The sequence below is a fragment of the Paenibacillus sp. FSL R5-0519 genome (assembly GCF_037974275.1).
In the GTDB taxonomy this organism is placed as follows: domain Bacteria; phylum Bacillota; class Bacilli; order Paenibacillales; family Paenibacillaceae; genus Paenibacillus.
Window position 1 is genome coordinate 2,734,569 of the sequence record NZ_CP150234.1, and the last position, 20,042, is coordinate 2,754,610.

The 20,042-nt window shown below is 44.2% G+C and carries 20 protein-coding genes and 1 riboswitch; of the genes, 15 read left to right on the forward strand and 5 right to left on the reverse strand.

Translation table 11 applies throughout. The features are described from left to right. Positions 1 to 95: 95 nt before the first annotated feature. Complete coding sequence (locus MKY73_RS12605) at positions 96 to 1,844, reverse strand: alpha-glycosidase (protein ID WP_339307810.1); 1,749 nt, start codon at positions 1,842 to 1,844, stop codon at positions 96 to 98. A gap of 265 nt (positions 1,845 to 2,109) precedes the next feature. Further along, positions 2,110 to 3,285: a M20 family metallopeptidase gene (locus tag MKY73_RS12610; RefSeq protein ID WP_339307812.1), complete on the reverse strand. Its 1,176-nt coding sequence runs from the start codon at positions 3,283 to 3,285 to the stop codon at positions 2,110 to 2,112. 181 nt (positions 3,286 to 3,466) lie between these two features. Here MKY73_RS12610 and MKY73_RS12615 point away from each other — a divergent pair, with 181 nt between their 5' ends. The 3 genes from MKY73_RS12615 to MKY73_RS12625 all read left to right on the forward strand — a co-directional run bounded on the left by MKY73_RS12615 (position 3,467) and on the right by MKY73_RS12625 (position 6,727). Next, entirely contained in the window at positions 3,467 to 4,930 is a 1,464-nt protein-coding gene (locus MKY73_RS12615) for an ABC transporter substrate-binding protein/permease (RefSeq protein ID WP_339307814.1), read from the forward strand. Then, the gene (locus MKY73_RS12620; RefSeq protein ID WP_307535516.1) at positions 4,917 to 5,639 is read left to right on the forward strand and encodes an amino acid ABC transporter ATP-binding protein; all 723 of its coding nucleotides are present in this window, start codon (positions 4,917 to 4,919) and stop codon (positions 5,637 to 5,639) included. The genes MKY73_RS12615 and MKY73_RS12620 overlap by 14 nt, the downstream gene beginning before the upstream one ends. A 217-nt stretch (positions 5,640 to 5,856) precedes the next feature. Then, positions 5,857 to 6,053: riboswitch (cyclic di-AMP (ydaO/yuaA leader) on the forward strand. Positions 6,054 to 6,055: 2 nt separating this feature from the next. After that, positions 6,056 to 6,727, forward strand: coding sequence for a 3D domain-containing protein (locus MKY73_RS12625; protein WP_339307817.1), 672 nt, complete (start codon positions 6,056 to 6,058; stop codon positions 6,725 to 6,727). Between the two features lie 107 nt (positions 6,728 to 6,834). Here MKY73_RS12625 and MKY73_RS12630 read toward each other — a convergent pair whose 3' ends face one another. Further along, positions 6,835 to 7,626: a polysaccharide deacetylase family protein gene (locus MKY73_RS12630; RefSeq protein ID WP_339307819.1), complete on the reverse strand. Its 792-nt coding sequence runs from the start codon at positions 7,624 to 7,626 to the stop codon at positions 6,835 to 6,837. A 154-nt stretch (positions 7,627 to 7,780) separates the two neighbouring features. On the opposite strand from MKY73_RS12630, the gene MKY73_RS12635 reads away from it, so the two are divergent. From MKY73_RS12635 to MKY73_RS12655, 5 genes are all read left to right on the forward strand, one after another. Continuing rightward, on the forward strand, positions 7,781 to 8,122 hold the full coding sequence (locus MKY73_RS12635) for a hypothetical protein (RefSeq protein ID WP_339307821.1): 342 nt from the start codon (positions 7,781 to 7,783) through the stop codon (positions 8,120 to 8,122). A 112-nt stretch (positions 8,123 to 8,234) separates the two neighbouring features. Continuing rightward, positions 8,235 to 8,906: a PspA/IM30 family protein gene (locus MKY73_RS12640; RefSeq protein ID WP_124115240.1), complete on the forward strand. Its 672-nt coding sequence runs from the start codon at positions 8,235 to 8,237 to the stop codon at positions 8,904 to 8,906. A 95-nt stretch (positions 8,907 to 9,001) separates the two neighbouring features. Beyond that, the gene (locus MKY73_RS12645) at positions 9,002 to 9,403 is read left to right on the forward strand and encodes a DUF350 domain-containing protein (protein WP_017688100.1); all 402 of its coding nucleotides are present in this window, start codon (positions 9,002 to 9,004) and stop codon (positions 9,401 to 9,403) included. Positions 9,404 to 9,426: 23 nt separating this feature from the next. Next, positions 9,427 to 9,933, forward strand: a complete 507-nt coding sequence (locus tag MKY73_RS12650) for a DUF4178 domain-containing protein (protein WP_076317633.1) — start codon at positions 9,427 to 9,429, stop codon at positions 9,931 to 9,933. An 11-nt stretch (positions 9,934 to 9,944) separates the two neighbouring features. Beyond that, positions 9,945 to 10,691, forward strand: a complete 747-nt coding sequence (locus tag MKY73_RS12655) for a DUF4247 domain-containing protein (protein WP_339307823.1) — start codon at positions 9,945 to 9,947, stop codon at positions 10,689 to 10,691. 117 nt (positions 10,692 to 10,808) lie between these two features. Here the strand turns inward: MKY73_RS12655 and MKY73_RS12660 are convergent, their stop codons facing one another. Further along, positions 10,809 to 11,099, reverse strand: coding sequence for an HNH endonuclease (locus MKY73_RS12660; protein WP_339307825.1), 291 nt, complete (start codon positions 11,097 to 11,099; stop codon positions 10,809 to 10,811). Between the two features lie 227 nt (positions 11,100 to 11,326). Between MKY73_RS12660 and glp the strand changes: the two genes are divergently transcribed. After that, positions 11,327 to 12,595 carry a gephyrin-like molybdotransferase Glp gene (gene glp, locus MKY73_RS12665; RefSeq protein WP_339308571.1) on the forward strand — a complete coding sequence of 423 codons (1,269 nt, stop codon included), beginning with the start codon at positions 11,327 to 11,329 and terminating at the stop codon, positions 12,593 to 12,595. 7 nt (positions 12,596 to 12,602) lie between these two features. Next, positions 12,603 to 13,136: a molybdopterin-guanine dinucleotide biosynthesis protein B gene (gene mobB, locus MKY73_RS12670; protein WP_339307826.1), complete on the forward strand. Its 534-nt coding sequence runs from the start codon at positions 12,603 to 12,605 to the stop codon at positions 13,134 to 13,136. Between the two features lie 186 nt (positions 13,137 to 13,322). Here mobB and xerS read toward each other — a convergent pair whose 3' ends face one another. After that, positions 13,323 to 14,414: a tyrosine recombinase XerS gene (xerS, locus tag MKY73_RS12675; protein ID WP_339307828.1), complete on the reverse strand. Its 1,092-nt coding sequence runs from the start codon at positions 14,412 to 14,414 to the stop codon at positions 13,323 to 13,325. Positions 14,415 to 14,607: 193 nt separating this feature from the next. On the opposite strand from xerS, the gene MKY73_RS12680 reads away from it, so the two are divergent. The 5 genes from MKY73_RS12680 to MKY73_RS12700 all read left to right on the forward strand — a co-directional run bounded on the left by MKY73_RS12680 (position 14,608) and on the right by MKY73_RS12700 (position 20,042). Next, positions 14,608 to 15,096, forward strand: coding sequence for a GNAT family N-acetyltransferase (locus MKY73_RS12680; RefSeq protein WP_339307829.1), 489 nt, complete (start codon positions 14,608 to 14,610; stop codon positions 15,094 to 15,096). 262 nt (positions 15,097 to 15,358) lie between these two features. Further along, complete coding sequence (locus MKY73_RS12685; RefSeq protein WP_253437089.1) at positions 15,359 to 16,132, forward strand: glucose 1-dehydrogenase; 774 nt, start codon at positions 15,359 to 15,361, stop codon at positions 16,130 to 16,132. Between the two features lie 128 nt (positions 16,133 to 16,260). Continuing rightward, a complete protein-coding gene (locus MKY73_RS12690) occupies positions 16,261 to 17,151 on the forward strand; it encodes an aldo/keto reductase (protein WP_339307831.1) in 891 nt (296 codons plus the stop codon). 522 nt (positions 17,152 to 17,673) lie between these two features. Next, on the forward strand, positions 17,674 to 18,441 hold the full coding sequence (locus MKY73_RS12695; RefSeq protein ID WP_339307832.1) for an S-layer homology domain-containing protein: 768 nt from the start codon (positions 17,674 to 17,676) through the stop codon (positions 18,439 to 18,441). 254 nt (positions 18,442 to 18,695) lie between these two features. Beyond that, positions 18,696 to 20,042, forward strand: a complete 1,347-nt coding sequence (locus MKY73_RS12700; protein ID WP_339307834.1) for an amino acid permease — start codon at positions 18,696 to 18,698, stop codon at positions 20,040 to 20,042.

Consider the following 20,042-nt stretch of genomic DNA (forward strand, 5'->3'; position numbering starts at 1 on the left):
TTCAGAATGAAAGTCAACATCTGAGACAGTGTAAGTGTTTTCTCTTTTTTTATATGTCTGAATATAAACTTCAATAGTGTTGGATGTTTGTCTGATCAAGCATCAAGCTGTCTATACAAAATGCGGTACCCATAAGGGTCAAGTTTAATATTCATCATTCCATCGGTTGGAAACACAGGCTCTTCAGTCAATGCATCCTTCCAGTCTTTCGTTTCCATGGGATGAGAAAGCGTTCGATCTTGAGGTGTATTATTCATCCATACGGTAAAGTGAAGGTTGTCATCCACACGCTCATACACAATACAGGGATCATGGTGATCCGCCTTAAGGAAACGGAAGCGTCCTTTGCGCAGGGCTTCATTGCTTTTACGTAAATCAATCATCAGACGATAGAAATCATACAGTTCTCTGTCTTGCTTGGCGGGGTCCCATTCCATACATTTTCGACAATCCGGATCAGCATCACCACTAATTCCCACCTCATCGCCGTAGAAAATACAGGGTGTACCGATATAGGTGAAAAGAAATACAACCGACAACTTTAAACGGCGTTTGTCTTCTCCTAACCGGGTCAGCAGTCGTGGGGTATCATGGCTGCACAGCATATTGAAGATTACTTCGTTGGTTTGTTGTGGATAGCGCATAATCAGTGAACCCATCTCATTGGCAAAGTTATAACCATCCATTGAACCACAGAAGAACTGAAGCACTTTGTCGGCAAATGGGTAATTCATGACGGAATCGAATTGATCACCCATAAGCCAGGTTAAGGAGTCGCTCCATACTTCACCAACAATATAGGCTTCCGGATTCGCTGCCTTAACAACCTTGCGAAAATCGCGCCAGAAATGGTTGTCCACTTCATTGGCTACATCCAGACGCCAGCCATCCAGCTTGATTTCCTTAATCCAGTACTCTGCTACATCAAGTAGATATGCTTTAACCTCTGGGTTGGCTGTATTGAACTTGGGCATGTTGCCATAGAAACCAAATGTATCGTAGGTAGGGATACCGTCTTTTATCTGAACCGGATATTCATTGATGTGGAACCAGCCGGCATACTTTGAGTTTTTTCCATTCTGGAGAACGTCTTGAAAAGGAGGGAAGTCTTCACTGCAATGGTTAAACACAGCGTCAAGCATCACTCGGATACCCAGACGATGGCATTCTTCTGTCAATTGTTTGAGTAGGACATTGTCACCAAAATGAGGGTCGACTTTTTTATAGTCTATTGTGTCGTATTTGTGATAGGAATTGGCTTGGAATAGCGGGGTAAAGTAAATGGCGTTCACGCCAAGTTCGGTCAAGTCATGCAAATGATCCAGCACACCTTGCAGATCTCCACCAAAAAAATTGTCCAGCTCCGGTTTGCCACCCCATTCATGCGTTTCTATAGGATTCAGCTTGGGATCACCATTAGCAAACCGTTCAGTCATGATCTGATAAAAGACGGCTTCTTTGGCCCATTCAGGTACCTTAAACACGTCGATTTCATGTATATACGAAAACTCATAATATCCTCCGGTTGGATAGGGGAGCTCATAATGAATTCCGTTATCGGCAAGAAAAACATCTTCCGAACCGGCGGTTATTCGAAATATATAGGTGAGACGTTTGAATTGTGGCTTGACGGCAGCCTCCCAATAATCAAACATGCTATCCGCAGCAGCCTTCTCCAGTTGTATTTCCTTATACGTTCCGTTCCAATTGTACTTATCTCCGGTCAGTGCAGTCACATATTGCACATCATTTCGTTTGGTTCGTACACGCAGATGTATGGTTGACGAATTATAGGCATAAGCCCACTTGTCACGAGGAACATGATACATGGCTTCGAGCAGCATGACAGCACCTCCTCAATATAGGGTAAGTTATGAAAACCGGTCTTTTTTGAATACCTACTTATAGTAATAAGTAACCAAGTTAGCCAGCAAATGAATCATATTTACTGTAAAAAAATGAATTATTTTCATCGTTTTCAAAGGTTTCTTTCACAGCATCTCCAGCTTCTTGCTGAATATACGTACAGCTAATTAAGAAAAAGGCACCCTGAAACAGCTGGGAATTCAAGTCTGTTTAGGGTGCCTATATCACATGTTGATTAGATTCTTAGCGAATAGCTTGCTCGAACTCCGTTCGGATGGTTTGAAGCAGTTCTGGCTGACTGAGTACGTCGTAGGCTGTTGTAGCAAGTGCTTTTGCTCCCAGAATCATGCCATCCAGTGCGCGATCCTGAAGTGCAAGATCACGGAAGGCAATGGAGTGCAGGGTATGAACCTCATCCACCACACGGATGTAGGGGTGGATTGCGGGACATTTCAGGGATACGTTACCGATGTCCATGGAGCCATGATCGTTACCACTCACAATCTCTTCTTGCGGGATGCCGAGTTCCATCAGATTTTGACTAAATGCAGCTGAGAATGCCTCATTGGTGACCATCTCGTCATAGGACGTTTCATAGTTGGATGTTACGAGCTTGCAACCTGTCTGGAGCGCAGAACCTTCAGCGATCTGAATCACACGTTCGGTGAGGATATTCAGTTCTTTGCGGGTTGCAGCACGCACATAAAATTGTGCAGAAGCGTAGTCAGGAATGATGTTTGCTGCCTGACCTCCGTTATTGATCACACCGTGAATCCGAACGGTACTTTTCACTTGTTGCCGGAATGCATTGATTCCGTTGAACGTTTGAATGACGGCATCCAGAGCATTAATGCCTTCATGCGGACTTGCGGCAGCATGTGAAGATCGACCATGAAATTCAAATTGAACAGCATCAATCGCCAGCGAGCTGCCTGACTTTTCGTAGGCATAGTATGGATGCGCCATAAGGGCAACATCGCAGTCATCGAATAAGCCTGCTTCCGCCATTGGAACTTTGGCACCACGAGTCTCTTCAGCGGGTGTGCCAAACACTTTAATTGTTCCACCTACTTCATCCAGAATGGCTTTAAGCCCAACAGCAGCTCCAAGACTCATCATGCAGATCAGATGGTGACCACAAGCGTGACCGATCTCCGGCAGGGCGTCATATTCGCACAATAATGCAATGGTAGGGCCGGGTTTGGCAGCGGAATACGTTCCGATAAAGGCTGTCTCCAGTCCAAGAATGGGAGCCTCTACAGTGAAACCATGATAGAGAAGTTCTTCTTTCAAACGGGCAGAAGCGAGATACTCTTCATTTCCCAGTTCGGGATTCGCACCGATATATGATGAAATGGCTTTAAAACGGGAAGCATATTGATCAATGACCGTAAGAATTTGTGGTTTGTTAGATGTCATTAGTAAACTCCTTATGCAAAAATGAAAATAATTCATTGATTATATCATGTTTGCTTTATTTTTTCAGAAACAAGTCAAGATTTGTATTGTCAAAATGCATTGCATAATCATGCATTGTACTTTATAATGACTCAGTCATCAACATGAGAAGCATACAATGTACTGTAAGGGGAGAAAAAGGTTGAAATTAATAAGTCGCTACACCATGATGCTGTTGACCTTTGTTATTCTGCTGACGACTGCCGTTCCTGCGGCATTGGCAAGTGGAACTACAGATAATTCAAGCAGTAAAAAGCTGGTGCTCGGTACAAGTGCCGATTTTGCACCATATGAATTCCATAAAGTGATTAATGGTAAAGATGAAATCGTTGGTTTCGATATTGAAATCGCCAAAGAGATTGCCAAAGATCTTGGCGCTGAGCTTGTGATTGAAGATATGGGCTTCGACGGTCTTCTGCCTTCATTGCAGAGCGGGCGTGTTGATCTGGTAATTTCAGGTATGACGCCGACGGATGAGCGGAAGAAAAGTATCGATTTTTCCGACACCTACTATAAATCAAAACAAGTGATTATGGTTCGCAATGTGGATAAAGACAAATATCCAACCATGGCCGAACTTGAAAATGCGAAGATTGGCGTTCAGAAAGGCTCCATTCAGGAAACGATCGGACAGAGTATTCCAGGAGCGAAGCTTACTGCGCTTGATAAAATCTCGGATATCGTGCTTCAACTGCAAACCAAACGCATTGACGCAGCAATCGTAGAAGATACCGTGGCTGCAGGTTATCTGGACGATATCATTGGACTTGCTGCCGCAGTTCCGGACGAAGAACAAGCGGAAGCCGCAATCGGGATTCGTAAAGGCAATACCGAGCTGCTGGCAGCCGTAAACGGAACACTGGAGCGACTGAAAAGTGAAGATAAAATCAATCAGATGGTGACGGACGCCAGCCTCTTGATGGCGGACAAAGCAAACAAATCACAAAATATTTTCCAAGTATTCTGGCAGTACAAAAGTTTCTATGCTACAGGTATAGGCTACACACTTCTGTTGTCTGCACTTGGGGTTATCTTCGGGGTAATTATTGGATTGATCATCTGTTTGTTCCGTTTGCATGACGCTGCAATTTTGCGCTGGATTGGTACAGCTTACGTTGAAGTGATCCGTGGTACACCAATGCTGGTACAGCTGATGATTATCTATTATGGTATTTCCTTGACGTTTGGAATTAATTTCTCTGCTCTTCAAGCGGGTATTCTCACACTTTCCATTAATAGTGGTGCCTATCTGGCGGAGATTTTCCGTGCAGGTATCCAAGGTGTGGATCGTGGTCAGTTGGAGGCAGCGCGTTCCCTCGGAATGGGCAGAGGGGCAGCAATGCGTTACATTATATTGCCACAAGCCTTCAAAGCTGTATTACCAGCGATCGGTAATGAATTCGTGACTATTATCAAAGAATCCTCCATTATCTCTGTTATCGGTATGGTGGACATTATGTATCAGGCTAGCGTGGTCAAGAACATTACGTTCCAAGGGTTGAGTCCGTTTTTGATTGCAGCAGCCATCTACTTTGTAATGACGTTCATTTTGTCCAAGTTGCTTGGACGACTGGAAAGGAAGTTGAGTGCAAGTGATAGACGTTAGACAATTACACAAATCTTATGGAAATAACGATGTGCTTAAGGGCATTAACGTGACGATTGGCAAAGGTGAGGTTGTCGTGGTCATCGGTCCTTCCGGTTCAGGTAAAAGTACATTCTTACGTTGTTTGAACCTGCTGGAGAAGCCCACCTCAGGAGAGATTGATTTTGAAGGCGTGTCAATCACGGACCCCAAGCACAACATTAACGCAACTCGTGAGAAAATGGGCATGGTGTTTCAGCACTTCAACCTGTTCCCGCACAAAACGGTAGAGCAAAACATCACAATCGCTCCGATTAAAGTGAAGAAACAATCCACTCAGGAAGCGGAGAAAATTGCTGCTGATCTGCTTAACACCGTGGGCTTGTACGATAAAAAAGATACATTCCCGAATCAGCTGTCTGGTGGACAGAAGCAGCGGATCGCTATCGCTAGAGCATTGGCCATGCAACCGCATGTGATGCTGTTTGACGAGCCCACGTCGGCATTGGACCCCGAGATGGTCGGCGAAGTGCTGGATGTCATGAAACGTCTTGCAGAAGGCGGGATGACCATGGTCATCGTAACACATGAGATGGGTTTTGCACGTGAAGTGGGAGACCGAATCCTGTTCATGGATGGCGGGGTTATTGTGGAAGAAGGAACACCTGATGAGGTATTTGGAGCACCGAAAAATTCACGTACACGTGATTTTCTTGCAAAAGTACTCTAAATGAAGTGATCAAATAGCGTTACTGACTTCGAGTCGGTGACGCTATTTTTTATGGGAAATAACCACGTATGGATTCGGAAAAGTAACTATTCTGTTACCAATTATTAAGGAATTATGACGCCCAACATTTCTAAAGTATCCTGTATTCTTACATATGCTTACATGTTAAAACCATTTGGTAAGAATTACTACAAGTTCAGGTTACAAAATTGTGATATATTGAACTCTGCCGAAACTTCCGGACAGGGAGTGCGGGGGATGTAACGATGCAGACTGTGCAGGGGGAAGATCTACAGCACACTGCTTGGGGTGAATTAGGGGTACATATCGTTTCAAATGTAATGATGAACCTATAGGGTGGGCTCCTCATCCGAATCCGACAACTAACTTCGCAGGCATAATGAGGGAGGAAGACCATGATTAACAAGAAACGTATAGCCAAAACAGCAGTGGCATTAATGACAACAGCGATGCTTATTCAAGCCGTTCCGGCTCACGCCGATTCAGTTCATGTGGCCAAAGAGGGGGATACCTTCTACACCTTATCGAAACAATACGGAGTAGCAATCAACACATTAGTTAAAGCAAACAACGACATCTCGCCTTACAACATTTATGGTGGTTTGAAAATTACGATTCCTGGTAAGGCAAACACTGTAGCTGCCGCAGCGGCGGAGAGCAAGACCCAAGCCAAAACGGTTACCACAGCAAGTTTGGACGTTAATACAGATAACAAAGTGGTTCAAGCCTGGGGTAAAACATTCGATTACAGCAAAGCTGTGAACGTGAAAGCAACGGCATACTCTGCTGATCCGTCTGAAAATGGAGGATGGGGTGCAGTCGATTATTTCGGGAATGACCTTGAACTGGGTACGATTGCAGTTGACCCAAGTGTGATTCCACTTGGAACCAAAGTGCTGGTAACGGGTCACAGCCATCCAGGATTGCCAAAACAGGCTTTTGTAGCCACAGCACGTGATGTGGGCAGTGCAATCAAGGGTCACCGGATTGATATCTTCATCCCTGGTAGCAAGCAGTCTGTGAGCACATTTGGTTTTCAGGATATTGAGCTGTACATTCTGAAGTAGAGAGTAAATTACATCTAAAATAATTCAAACAGGGTGTCTGCCAGTCGCTAACTTGCGATTGAACAGCACCCTTTTAATATACTCACTTATTTTCTGTCTCGGGCATCCTAATCTTTGGCCTTTGGCAACCCCAGCATTTCGTCCAAGGTGACCAGTTCATACCCCCGGGTACGCAGTTCCTCAATAATTTCTGGCAAAGCCTCAATCGTGCCATTCAGGTTTGATCCTACACCGCCTCCTGCATGTTGCAGAACGATGGAGCCAGGTTTTACAGCAGACAGGATGTTATCTTTCACCTGTTCCTTAGAAAGGCCTTTCCAATCGAGTGAGTCGACGTTCCAGTTCACAATGCTATAGTGTTGTCTTGCAGCCCAACGCAGCTGTTCCTCATTAATGTCTCCATAAGGCGGCCGAATCATCTTCGGCGTATATCCCGCCAGGCGTCGAATAATATCCCCGGTATGTAAGATCTGTTTGCGAAAGGCATTCATCGACAGTTTACTGAATTCCGGATGATTGTAACTGTGATTACCAACCATATGCCCTTCCTTAACTATGCGTTTCACCAGATCGGGATGTTTCTCAGCACGACTACCCACGATGAAGAATGTAGCTCTGACGTTGTATTTCTTCAATACATCGAGTACCTGTGGAGTAAAGCGTGGATCAGGTACATCATCAAAAGTCAGTGCAACCTTCTTTGTTGAAGGGCCATTGGTTTTGAACGTATCGGCATATTTCTGACGTAACTGTCCTAATGTCAGTTGTTCTTCTTCCCCGGCATCCGAACCTGATACCGATTCACTTGACGGGCTTGAAGAATCCCGCGATGAAACCGGAGCATGATATCCTCCAAGAAAAATAACGATAACCATCAGCATAATGAGGCGTACGCGCATAATAACAGCCTCCTTTTCCAAAATGACGTTCTTCTTGGTATGCCCGGGGTCTCCATAAAATATGCGTAGTGTTAGAAGTTTCATTGTCGATTTATCCCATCACGGCCATAATTCCTCCATATATAACATATAGAAAAGGATAGGTGGATAGGATATGAGTACATATGATTTGAAATCCATACGTTTACAGGTCATTGAAGCAGGCGAGGATAAGGTTTTTCTCGTTACCGGAGGAAAGGCGCATATTGGCGCGGTAGCCACGTTTTATGTAGATCATGAACGCGTTAGCGGAACGACGGTACATATTCCCGGTCATAAGGAACAAGAGCTGTGTGAGCGCCTAGCCCGAAAGGCGGCCCTACAGTTGAAAGTAACTGTTACGGTAATCATGGGTATCCATTTTGATTCCATTACACGGATGCAGATCGACGAAATCGTGCAGACTGCAGAGAGGCTGATGGAGGATCATCTGAGCAAGGATAAACGATCTTGCTAATATAAAGAGCAATCGCATGTTTTAATTTTATTTGCTAAAATTGAAACGAGTTGTAGATTGTTACGTATGTATGTTTATATACGATGTAATATCGACTAGGAGGAATAACATAATGTCCATTTTCAAACGTTTACGTGATCTAACCATGTCTAACATCAACGCGATTATTGACAAGGCAGAAGACCCAATCAAGATGACGGACCAATATATCCGTGACATGCAAGAGGATCTGGAAGATGCGGAGAAAGCAGTAGCGCAACAGATCGCCATTGAGAAGAAATTCAAGCAGCTATTCGAAGAGCAGGAAGCTCTAGTGAAAAAACGTGAAGAGCAGGCGCATACGGCAGCACGTGCTCAAAACTTGGATCTGGCCCGCAGGGCTTTGGAAGAGAAAAAAGCAGCCGAAGAGAAGATGACTGAGTACAAAACCAGCTATGATCAAAACAAGGCTTCAGCAGATAACCTGCGTGGCAAGCTGGACGAGATGCGTAAGCAACTGACTCAAATGAAGAACAAACGGGAAACACTGGTAGCCCGCTACAATGCAGCAAAAGCACAAACGGAAATCAACAAAGCGTTGAATGGATTTGGCTCCGATACTGCAAGTGCCGGTATGAAGCGCATGGAAGAGAAAATGATGCAGATGGAAGCACAGGCAGAAGCAAGCAACGAGATGTCTTCCAAAGGCAAATCGCTTGATGAAGAGTTCGAGAAGTTGGGTAAAGATCAGGCTGTTGAAGATGAACTCGCAGCATTGATGAAACAGTACGATAATAAGAATTAATACCTTGGTTGTCAGCAGGGTTAACCAGCGGAGGAGAAGAATGTTTCTCCTTCGCTTTTAAATGCGGTTCATGTTGAGATGTGGGGGCTGTGTAAATGGATTTGAACATTTTGGCGATGCTGGTCTGGACGGTATCTGGTTCGGTTTTGCTGTTTGTCTTGATGTATGTCGATTCACTGTTCACGAAATATAAGGATTTTGCTGAAGTTAAGGCTGGCAACATGGCGGTTACCACTCGTATGGTGATGAAATTATTTGCACAAGGCTATGTACTTGCTACGTCCATTTCTACGGCTGGTCATCTTGGAGAAGCGTTGTTGGTGTCCGTGGTATCCTTTATCATCTTATTGATTCTGGAGAGTGTCGTTCACTTTATGATTCGCAGATGGGCCAATCTCGATCTGGATACAGGAATTCAGCAAGGTAAGACAGGATACGGGTTGTTCTCTGGCGCTTTACATATCGTGGGCGCACTGATTATTGCAGCTTGTTTATAAGATAAGGAACAGGAGTAATTCTCATGAGTGTATGGAAACGAATTAAAGGAATACTAACGAAACCTGAACCACCGCAGGCAGAGAAAACCATGCTTCAGCTTGCACCTGGTGATATCTGTGAGGTTTCTCTCGTCACTTATGAAGTCGTTGGTCGGGTACAAAATCGCGCTCGAAATGCAGTTGTGCTCACGCTGCAGGATGGTACCGCATTTCGATATTTGCATATCGAAGAACGGGAACTCACACGTTACGCCCTATATACACCCATTGATGGCAGGCTTGATGCACCTGATGAAGTACCTACATTGCTGGATCTGGATGGACGCGCATATCATCTGGAGGAAGAGTATGGAGGAATGGTGTCAACAGCAGGCAGAACACCGTATGGCCAGGCTGGGGAACAATTGGTATGGCAGTATCAGTCCGATGATAATATGCTTCTTCGCGTGGAGTGGCAAGACAGAAGATTTACACTGTATGAGGGTGAGTCCATTCTTCCTGCGGATATCAAAGTGATTCGTTCGAGCTAGGAGAGGTTCCAATGAAAAAACGCTTGGCACATGGATTAAAATTAATGCTGGTCCTCAGCCTTGTGATGTCTCTGTTGTCCGCGTGCGGAGCACCTTCTGTTCAGGACACATACCCGCTTGAATCGGTTAACGGCAGTGGTAACTCAACGTCTTATGTGTACCGGGCTTCGGACCGCACCGTTCCGGATGTGGCTCAGGAATTGTCTGACCAAAGGCAACCGGATCAGATCTCGGCAGAGAACACAGAGCGTATGTTCCTCGTATATCAGGACGAGTATTATCACCTGCAACAAGACCCGAACAAGCCGGAGGATACCTTGGTTGAGGTGGACTCCAAAGAATATGTTCGACAGAACTACGATTCATCTTTTCTACAAGGCTACCTGACCGCTACATTAATTGGTAATCTTTTTGATTCGTTTGGCGGGCGAGGTTATGGCAACTATCGGGGATATACCAATAAAGATACGTATAAACCGAGTGCAGGATCTTACCGTGCGCCGACAAGTAATGACAAGAAGCTTGCACCACCTATTACTGTCGATCGGAAAGGTACGATTACAAGGCGCGGAAGTGATAAAGATTCAAGTGTGGGATCTGGCGGAGGATTATTCAACCGCAACAAGGATCAGAGCAAGGGAACCATTGATCGCAACAAAAGCAGTGGTGGTCTGGGCGGGTTGTTTGATTCACCCAAAAAATCCTACAAAAAACCGAAAACTAGAGTGGGCGGCGGCCGCATTATGAGGCGTAGATAATAATCTAATCCTAAGCGTGGTAACCAACCCTCAAATAGTCCAATTCATAAGAACAGTGAAAAGGTAAGGCGGATTTATCTCTGCCGGAACATTTACCTTGGAGCTGTTCTTTTTGGTTTACGATTTGCGAACATGGTTGGATATACGTACACGGGGAATGGTTGAAGCAGGTTGTTTGCGAATCCAGCGGATAAATGGAACCATTCGTTCATCCTGTCTCAAGGACTGCAGATCCGTAAGACCAAGCGTTACAATATCACGATTGGTATATAGCGAATGGATCTGTTTGTGACAAGGGATGCACAAGTTGGCCGTAGGCAGAAAGGTTCCTCCCATTTCTTTGGGTGTCAGATGATGAACGGTCGTGTCCACAGGTTCTCTTCCGCACAATTCACATTGGCCATCCATGTTGATTACCTCCTTTTGTAAATTATATTATGGGCAGACAAGAGTCCTTTCATGTTAAATATAAGGTCGACGAATGTTACTTCCTGTATGAAAATAAGATTTTGTCACAGGAATTCAATTAACTGATGTGCTTGTTATCTTACAGCATTCGGGCTACACTTTCTTAAAAGATGATATGTCTCTAGGAGGTAAGAATACTTTTGAAACTGAACTCACATTCACATGATATGACAACTGCCAAGTTCAACCGTACAGCTGTACAGGTCCCGGATGCTCAAGCCAAAGTAGCAGCACACGTAAATTCAGGCTCCATAGAGAAAGTTCACCTTGAATCTGCCCATGGCCGTACACTTGCAGAGACGATTCAGGCACCGCATCCGTATCCATTCTTCCGGAGATCGGGTATGGATGGATTCGCGATTATAAGTACAGATACCATAGATGCATCGAGTGATCATCAAGTTTGGTTTCGTGTTATTGATGAAATTCCTTGCGGTTACACCTCGGACCACACCATTGTTTCAGGTACGACGGCTCGCATCATGACGGGGGCACAGGTTCCGGAAGGTGCAGATGCGGTAGTCATGATGGAGATGACGGAGAGCAAGATAGAGAACGGAGAACAGTGGATTGCATTGAAGCGGCACATATTGTCGGGTGCTAACATCACACCAATCGGACTGGAAGTCCAAGAGGGACAGCAATTGCTTGAAGCAGGCACGATCATCAGAGCAGGAGAGCAGTCCGTGTTAGCTACTTTTGGCATAGCAGAAGTTCCCGTCTTCCAACGTCCAAAGGTGGCTATATTCGCAACAGGTACGGAGTTGCTCGATGTGGATGAGCCATTACAACCAGGTCGGATTCGCAACAGTAACAGTTACATGCTGCGCTCTCTGGTCGTTGAAGCCGGTGGAGAGCCTGTGATGTATGGTTCAATTGCGGACGATGTGAATACGGCAAGAGCCAAACTGGAAGAAGCCATTCAAGATAATGATATCGTAGTGACCACAGGTGGTGTATCTGTCGGGGACTATGATATTATGGGCGAACTTGTGCTGGAAGAACATGTGGAGATGTTGTTTAACAAAGTGACGATGCGACCAGGAAGTGTAACCACAGCTGCTGTATATAAAGATAAATTACTTTTTGCACTTTCGGGTAACCCGGGGGCTTGTTTTGTAGGTTTTAATCTGTTTGTTCGTCCAACCATTCGTTCCATGCAGGCGGATGCTCATCCTTATTTGGAAGAATGGACTGCAATTTTGGAAGAAGAATACACGAAAGTGAACAATTTTACACGGTTCGTACGTGGACGTACAGAGATCCGTAACGGAATGGTGTATGCGATACCGGCTGCTTCCCGTGTAGATGAGTCCAGTGTGATGATCACCATTAAGGACAGTGATTGCCTGATTGTTGTTCCACCTGAGAAAAAAGGTATTCCTGCGGGTGAGCAGGTACGTATTCTCAAACTGCCCACAGGTCATGTGAGGTAGTTGATCGATGACGACAATGAGTAATACAAAACCACATATTATACAGATTGTCGGATACAAAAATACGGGCAAAACAACCCTGGCAGCCGCATTGATCGGGCACTTTTCTTCCATGGGACTTAAGGTAGCGGCGATTAAGCATGATGGACACGATCATTTTGAGATGGATCAACAAGGAACGGATTCATATCAATTTGGGGAGGCAGGGGCCGCGGCCGTGGTTGTCATGTCAGAGAAACGTACTGCAATTATGGAAAGAAAAGCAACCAGGTTGAAGGATATGTTAAGTCATCTGTCCGGATATGATTGGATTGTGATCGAAGGATTCAAGGATACATCTTATCCCAAATTCGTGATGGTTCGTGAAGAGAAAGACCTAACCCTAGTTGATCAACTTGAAGGGGTAGTGGGTATAATCTCATGGTTATCTTCAGAGAAGTTTATGGAGCGGAGCATCGTAAGCAGAGATATGACTTGGTACTCCATTCAAGAAACGCAGGTGATAGCCCAATCGTTGTTAGAGAGGGTCAAGAGCGAATGAGTAGTTACTTGGGTAAGGTAGGAGAAATGTTATAACGCAATATTTATTATGTAAACTAAAATTGTTTATTAGGTCACTTCTAATCAAGATACATCTATATTAGCAAAAGAATTCATCAAAAAAGCAGCAGGCCTTTCTCGGATCCTCATCCTTGAAGCGCTTTGCTGCTTTATGTTGTTTAAGATGTTACATCCCGTCGTCCGTACGACGTTCGATGGCTTCGAACATCGTTTTGTCAGTAAGGTGAGCATAGATCTCGGTTGTTTCCGTGGAAGCATGTCCAAGCTGCTCCTTGGTTTTGTAGATATCATTTTGCAAATAATAGTCGGTGGCGAATGAGTGTCGCAATTTGTGCACGGTCAAGTAGGGTTTGCCAAAACGTTTGGCATATTTCATGATCATGGCCTGAATCGCCCTTTTGGTCATTCGGCTTCCTTCTGAATCTCCGTTACGCAAAGCAATGAACAGACCTTTCTCCCGCTTGGGCGTACGATAACGTGATTGCCGCAAGTTCATATAGTTCGCGAGTTCGTCCTTGGCCTGTTCCCTGAAATAAACGGGTGTTTTGTACGTCTCATCATTATTACCTTTGCGATATACATACAGGAGTTTGTTGTTCAGATCGAGGTCATCGACGTTCAGGTTCACAACTTCCGATACCCGTAAACCTGAATTGAGAATCAGGCTGGCAATGCAGGCATCCCGTTCTTTATTGAGCTCATGGGAATATAATGCCTGCTTGTTCTTCTCCATATCGACAGCATAACCTTCAAGGATATATCCGATAAATTCCAGCAGTTCCTCTTCTTCCAGAATTTTACCTTTGAGTTTGGCAGCGGTGTCTTTGGGTTTATGGGTTCGTTTGATCTCGATTTTGGCCATAATGTTCCGCTTCAGCAAAGGGTAGAAGTCTTCATCTTCCGCAATCTGGCTCAGGTAATGAAAAAGAGAGCGAAGGGAAGAGAGTTTGCGAGAGACGGTAATTCTGGAATTGGTTCCTTCCCGTTTGGTTGTGAGAAATAACCGATAGGCGGTAACCGAATCCATGCGCAGGACTTCCAGTTCATTCAACGTTACTTCTTTATTAGAACTTGCTTCGGACAGCCCTTCTGCTCGCAACCAACCGAAGAAAGCTTCATAATCTCTCAGATATTCTAGCAGGGTAGAGGGGGACAGGTCAGGTAGCTTGTAGTCCATGAATTGCTGAACGAACCAAGGCATGGAAGGTAGTTTATCATCCAGCTTGCGTCGATCAATCTCTTTTTGCACGTTGGTCAAGTTCGACACCTCCATGTGAAAAAACATATAAAATTAATATTCAATCTAATCGTATTCTATTCTCTAGTGTACCATAATTTACATGCTCACAGCTTGTTCACCAAAGTAGGTCTAAGTATGGGATGCTTCCTTGCCCTTCGGCGCGTAAACCTTTAAAGTAATCAGTATACGTAGAACAGAGGAGGTGAACCGGATGAATATGAAAATAGAGCTGGTTCCCCGGGAACGCAGTCAGGTGATTCGGCATTTAATGCAATTTTATCTATATGATTTTACCAAATATCTGAATATTGATGTGGACAATAATGGTATTTTTCCTGAATATCCCGGTCTAGAGGCATTCTGGACAGAAGAAGACCGCAAGTTTCCTTTTTTGATTACAAGTGATGGGGCACCTGCAGGGTTTGCTCTGGTGGAGAGATTGGAACCTGGAAGCAAGGATAATGACTACTATTTGACTGAGTTTTTTGTGATGCAAAAATATCGGCGCAGTGGCGTGGGCACTCGGGCAGCATATGAGCTGTTCAAACGATTCCCAGGGAGATGGAAAGTGACCCAGGTTCGTAACAATGTCATTGCGCAGGCGTTCTGGCGAAAAATTATAGGAGATTATACGGGAGGCCGTTTTCGAGAGAAGTTCCATCCGGAGCTGGGCAATCCAAGCCAGTATTTTGTAACCTGATCCCCATGGGGGTTTAATTACATATAAAGTATTTGCATGATTGCTATATAAGTTGAACTGATCATTTACACGATAACGGAGAGGACAGAAAAAACCTGAAAAAGCGAAGCGTTCGCCTTTATCCCCGGATTATCCCCTTCGGAAAGGGAATCAAAAAAATCTGGGGATAACAGCGATTGGAAGGTTATTCTGTCAGCGTAGTGTCAGTGAAAATAATCTTTTGTTCAACTTATATAGAATATCTGATGAAGGAGTGAGTGACATGAACGTACCCACATTCCATCTCGATGGACAGACAGCACTGGTGACAGGTGCAGGGAGAGGGATCGGAAAAGCAATTGCCATTGGACTTGCCCAGTCAGGCAGTGACGTTGTACTTGTATCCCGAACAATGAAAGAAATTGAGGAGACAGCCGCTTACATTTATGAACAGACAGGGCGTAAAGCGCTTGCTCTAACTGCAGACGTGACTTCAAGAGAACAAATGGAAGAGACGTTTCAAGAGGCGATCTCGGAGATGGGGAGTCTGGACATTCTGGTGAATAACGCAGGTATGAACATACGGACACCAGCACTTGAAGTTACGGACGAGCAGTGGGAAACCATCATGCAGACAAACTTAAAATCCGCTTTCTTTGCTTCGCAATTGGCGGGTCAGCATATGAAGGAGCGCGAGGGTGGGAAGATCATCAATATCTCTTCGGTAGGCGGCCACACAGCTCTTCGAACAGGGGTCGTATATGGTGCGACCAAAGCTGCATTGATTCATATGACCAAAGTTCTCGCATTGGAATGGGGGAAATATGGCATCCGTGTCAATTCAGTGGGACCATGGTATTTCCGAACACCGCTGACCGAAAAACTGCTGGATGATCCACAGTATTTACAGGAAATTGTGAGCCGCACACCGCTACAGCGAGTGGGTGAACTGGAAGAAGTAGTAGGACCGGTCGTATTCCTAGCATCGGATGCAGCGGGATACATCACAGGTCAGACGTTATTGGTTGACGGTGGCATGTCTATCTACGGATTCTAGATGAGTACAGTTGGTAGCAGTCTGAAAAAGTGGGTGGCATAACCAACACTTGGGTAATAACATAAGGGATATTAATCTGTATTTCTATTTATCTGTACCCAATTCACTGAACTTGGAGGAAGATAACGATGGAAACGCGTAATTACGGAAACACAGGTATGAAAGTAAGCACACTTGGATTCGGTGGGTCGGAGATCCGGGATTCATCCAGAGGTGATGTTGAAAAAATGCTGAATAGTGCCTTGGATGCGGGATTAAACGTGATTGATACGGCTGAATGTTATGGTGACAGCGAGGAGTTAATCGGTGAGGTGTTGTCTCATCGGCGCGATGACTACTATTTGTTCACCAAATGTGGACATGCTGCCGGGATTGATGGTCCGGATTGGGATGCCAAAGTACTGGAGCAGACGATTGATCGTAGTCTGAAGCGGTTGAAAACGGACTATGTGGATGTTATCCATTTGCATAGCTGTTCTGAAGAAGTACTTCGACAAGGAGCAGTAATCGAAGTACTGCAACGTGCGAAGGAAGCAGGCAAGACCAGGTTTATCGGATATAGTGGAGATACAACAGATGCGCTATATGCGATTCAGACCGGAGTATTTGATAGTCTGGAGACTTCATTAAATATAGCAGATCAGGAAGCCATTGAACTTACCTTACCTGAGGCAAGAAAAAGAAACATGGGGGTAATCGCCAAAAGACCTATTGCCAATGCGGCATGGACGTATGAAACACTCTCGGAAGAGGCTTATCCATTCATATACTGGAAGCGCTTAAGTGAACTTAACTATGGTTTTTTAGGTGAAGATGCTCAGGCAACGGTAGAAACAGCACTGCGATTTACGCTAAGTACTGAAGGCGTAGATACGGCTATTGTAGGAACAGCCAAGCCCAATCGCTGGCAGCAAAATGCCGACCTTGTGGCTAAAGGGCCACTACCCCAAGAATTATATGATGAGATTAGAGCACGATGGAAAGAAATCGCCGGAGCGGATTGGACTGGCCGGACTTAATAAAATGCATATATTTTAGGGAGTCGCCATTATGGCGGCTTTTTTTATACCATACATTAAACATTTTCAACATATGAAAAATTCACAATAGATTCGGAACAGAGGCTGCGAAAACTTCAGGCAATCATGTCTAGATCAGAACGGGATGGGAACCTTTCGTTTGATAAACGACTAAATTTTTCAAAAAAGCTGTAGTTGTTGAGATCAAACGAAAAATATCAAGTCTGCGTTCGATACGAATGAAACAACAACTTTATTATAATATTTCAACATATGAAAAATTCACAATAGAAAGATCGTTTTTTCACCTTAGTTACCATATCACATAAAGTTTCGTTAACGCTCCAACATGTTTAAAAGGAGAACCGCTCCAAGCGTTAGAAGTCAATGACTATTTTTAAGTGAATATACAAGGTGCGATGGAAGACAGGAATAATCTTATCTTACTCTAATAACGGCCTCTTTAAAGGCCGATATAAATATGAGTAGATTAATCTAGATAAGACAGGGGAGTGAACATTAATGTTAAAAAAGAAGTGGCTAATAATGCCATTGATTGTTGTACCATTGTTTTTTGCCCAATCCTCTTATGCAGCAAATACATTTAATGATTTGCAGGGCAAAAAATATGAATGGGCTGCTGAATCTATTGATTTGATGGTCGAAAAAGGCGTTATTACCGGTTATAAGGATGGAAGTTTCAAGCCAGGAAAGACGATAACCAAAGCAGAGTTTGTACATATGTTTCATAAGCTTTTCCCAGAAATTAATTATTCAGATGGAAAATCTTCAGAGTTTGTAGATGTACGTAAACATTGGGCAAACAAAGATTTTGCAGCTATAATTAATGGGGATTACGTGTGGAGTTTTTTTGAAAGTTTAGAGGGGCAATACCCAGACTATAAATTCTCTATTAAACCTGATAAACCTTTAACTCGCTGGGACATTATGATGATCTCTTCTATTAGAACTAATTTCACTGATCAGACCCTTCACCCTGAAATTGAAGATGTAGTTTCTGCAGCTTCAAACTATAAGGATATTAAAGTTCGTCCTGCAAGTTACTATGATAATTTCTCGGTTAACTATCCGGTGATTTACATTGATCAGGATGAAGGAGAATACTATTATGATGGTGATTCTCAAGATTTTAAGGCAGAAGCGTTTTACACACTGACTAATATGGACATTATTACTGCGAATAACGGATACCTTCGTCCGAAAGATTTTGTGACACGTGCTGAAGCAGCAACCATTTTACATCGCTTGTACGAAGCAACACAAAAATAAGGATTGAAGCGAGTTTGATTAGATATACCCAATGGAAAACCTCTCACAATATTTACACGTGGAAGGTTTTTCTTTTTTTGAATTGATAAATAACAAGTTCTTCATATAACTGAGACAACAAATAATTACAAGTCAATACATCTTTAAATACATATTAATTATTATGTAAACTAATTATAATTCTTTTGGCAATACGGACATAAAACCTCCATGACCTGTAAATCGTAAGGGGAACAGGTTGAAGGAGGAGCTTCATGAAAAGTCAGCAACACCGTAAAAACGACGACGAAAAACTAAGTTGGGTAAGCCTGTCTTTATTTGGCGCGGGTTGCACACTGGGAACGGGATTTTTTCTAGGAACCAGTCTCGCGATTCATTGGGCTGGCATATCTGTACTCATATTATTGGTGCTGGCGGCGGCAGGGACTTACTTTGTATTTGGTGCGCTGGCACAGATGACCGCAGATGATCCAAAGGAAGGTGCTTTTCGAACCTATGCGGGCGAAGCATTCGGACGTTGGGCTGGTTTTGGTAGTGGATGGATGTATTGGTTTTCTGAAATGCTCATCATGGGCAGCTCATTGACCGCACTTGGGCTATTCTCTCAATTCTGGTTTCCCAAGATTCCGCTGTGGGCATTTGTTGCGATCTATGCCGCTATAGGTCTGTTCATTGCTGCACTGGGAGCGAAGGGATTAACCAAAACGGAGAATATCCTTGCTGTAATCAAACTTGCTGCAACGGTTGCATTTATAGCTATAGCAGGAGCAGCTTGTCTGGGGTGGTTACCTGTAAAAGTGACGCCCGAACAATTAAAGAATGAATGGTTCCCTCATGGAGGTAAAGGGGTATGGACTGGTTTCATCTATGCATTCTTTGCTTTTGCCGGGATCGAGGTCATGGGCTTGATGGCAGCCAACCTGAAAGAACCAAAAGATGCAGTGAAATCAGGCCGAGTAATGCTATTATCGGTGAGTACACTCTATGTGATTACCATTGCATTGATCCTATTTATTGTGCCTTCTGCTCAATTGACCCCGGATGAAAGTCCTCTGGTCAAAGCCATGTCAACCATTGAGTTAACCGTAGTTGTTCACATTCTCAACGGAATTCTGATTATTGCCGGATTCTCGACAATGGTGGCTTCGCTATATGCCATTACGTCCATGTTGGTGAAACTCGCAGAAGATGGAGATGCACCTAAGCTGTTCACGAAGACCTGGGGGAAAAAGGACATGCCACTTCAGGCATTGTGTTGCACAGCGGCCGGATTGCTCCTGTCTACGTTGATGGCATTATGGATGCCCAAAAGTCTTTTTGAATATGTGACGACAGCAGGTAGTCTGGTCTTGATGTATACATGGCTACTTATCTGCATCACATACATCAAGAAATTGAAGCCTGTGAAATGGAATCGCATCAAAGTATGGATTGCCATGGTATTCATTGTGGCTGCTGTGGCCGGAACAGCGATGGAAAAAGCCAGCAGAACGGGTCTGCTGGCAAGTGTAGGACTTGTCGTAATTCTTGGGATCATCACATATATTGTTCACAAAGTGCGTGGCTCCAAATCGCCGCAGTCCTCACCATCCAGACCTTAG